The organism is Citrobacter sp. Cpo037 (assembly GCF_030332945.1).
GTDB lineage: Bacteria > Pseudomonadota > Gammaproteobacteria > Enterobacterales > Enterobacteriaceae > Citrobacter > Citrobacter portucalensis.
The window spans coordinates 1-1,403 of record NZ_JAOWGW010000043.1 but is presented as its reverse complement, the minus strand read 5'-3'; the positions used below and the strand labels follow the sequence as shown (position 1 = coordinate 1,403).

General features: G+C 46.2%; 1 protein-coding gene and 1 pseudogene. Both read left to right on the top strand.

Translation table 11 applies throughout. The annotated features are described in order from the left end of the window. Positions 1–331 (top strand): annotated as a pseudogene (locus tag OGX94_RS05350) (IS6-like element IS26 family transposase); the annotation flags it as partial. A gap of 326 nt (positions 332–657) precedes the next feature. Then, positions 658–1,158, top strand: coding sequence for a non-heme ferritin-like protein (locus OGX94_RS05345; RefSeq protein ID WP_001752509.1), 501 nt, complete (start codon positions 658–660; stop codon positions 1,156–1,158). Positions 1,159–1,403 lie beyond the last annotated feature (245 nt).

The following is a 1,403-nucleotide window of genomic DNA, read 5'->3' as shown; positions in this document are numbered from 1 at the left end:
CGTGAAGAAGTGGCAGATCCCGCGATTCATCAACACGGATAAAGCGCCCGCCTATGGTCGCGCGCTTGCTCTGCTCAAACGCGAAGGCCGGTGCCAGTCTGACGTTGAACACCGACAGATTAAGTACCGGAACAACGTGATTGAATGCGATCATGGCAAACTGAAACGGATAATCGGCGCCACGCTGGGATTTAAATCCATGAAGACGGCTTACGCCACCATCAAAGGTATTGAGGTGATGCGTGCACTACGCAAAGGCCAGGCCTCAGCATTTTATTATGGTGATCCCCTGGGCGAAATGCGCCTGGTAAGCAGAGTTTTTGAAATGTAAGGCCTTTGAATAAGACAAAAGGCTGCCTCATCGCTAACTTTGCAACAGTGCCCCTAATCGTGTTCAGCAGAATAGCCGGAGGAAGTTTCCTACTGTCGATAAGAAAGGATTGGCACAGGGAGTGTGAATATCGAAACACCATCACAGAATAATGCCAGATAGAAATGCGATAGTAGGGTTGGATATTTAAATAAGGAGCATCCCGACTTAAAATGAATATGACTGCGTAACCAGGCGCAATAAAAAAAGCGAAAGAATCGCTTTTATTCTGGTTGTTTTTTCGAAGAGTGACCGTTTTCTGAGATGACAAGAAATAAGGAAGTCCTATGATCGCTAGCGGAATAGTTCAAAAACTGAATGCGCAAATGAATCAGGAGTTTTATACCTCAAATTTGTATCTTCAGCTCAGCCAGAGGTGCAGCGAGAATAGCCTTAATGGCACCGCACTATTTTTGCGTCATCAGGCGCAAAATACGGTGACGCAAATGATGCGCATGTACGAATACATCAAACAGAGCGGCGCCACGCCGGTGTTACAGGAGCAACACGCCCGGTGCGGTGAATTTTCCACGCTGGAAGATCTGTTTGAGCAGACGGTAAGCGATTACCAGAAGCGCATTAATGCGCTGACCTCTTTGACGGAAGACGCCCAGGCAGCAAACGATAAGTCAGCGATTAACTTCCTGAAGCGATACAGAAAAGAGGAAATCGTGGACGGGACGCTGTTGCAAATCATTCTGGATGAAGTCCGCAGCGCTAAAAAAGCGGGCATCAACATGCAGCAAACCGACCACTATCTGGTTGGCGTGATCGATCGCTATCACTAAATCAATTTCGCAGTACGAGGAGGTTTTACGCCTCCTCAGAAAATCTGTTTTACATCAGAAACAGAGGTTTATGCCAGTGAACATTTGATACCCAACACGTCATAGTGATTTTTTAACTTAGCGTTTTTATATCGTGCCAAAAATGTCTCTGCTTGTGTCTTTATATTAAGGAAGGTGCGAATAAGCAGGTCATTTCTTCCCAAGCTGACTCGCTGATTAAAATTTCGCGGATCTGGGCCGATTTT

Bases quoted from the DNA above. Each gene is read 5' to 3' on its own strand.
- OGX94_RS05345 (WP_001752509.1), top strand. From the start codon at position 658: ATGATCGCTAGCGGAATAGTTCAAAAACTGAATGCGCAAATGAATCAG.